Annotated in this window: 1 protein-coding gene; it reads left to right on the top strand. The window is 38.4% G+C overall.

Annotated elements, in window-relative coordinates; translation table 11 throughout:
- The coding region (locus ACXAHM_RS26495) for a transposase (protein ID WP_474967089.1) at positions 1–229 on the top strand (229 nt) is incomplete at both ends.

Here is a 229-nt window from a genome sequence, read left to right as displayed (position 1 = left end):
CTCAGAATTTAAAGCCAAAGTAGCTTTAGAAGCCATCAAAGATTTACAGACTACCACAGAATTAGCCCAGAAGTACGATCTTCATCCTACTCAGATCAGTGCATGGAAAAAGGAATTTCTAGAAGGTGCATCCAGTGCTTTTGAAAAGTCTGGAGAGAAAAAGAAGCTTCAAAAAGCGAGTGAAGGGAAAGAAGATGAGCTTTATGCGAAAATTGGTAAACTTCAAGTT

Source organism: Flammeovirga sp. AWQ4_249 (assembly GCF_056161045.1).
Note: the sequence above shows the minus strand (reverse complement) of the source record. Positions and strands in the feature narration are given on the sequence as shown.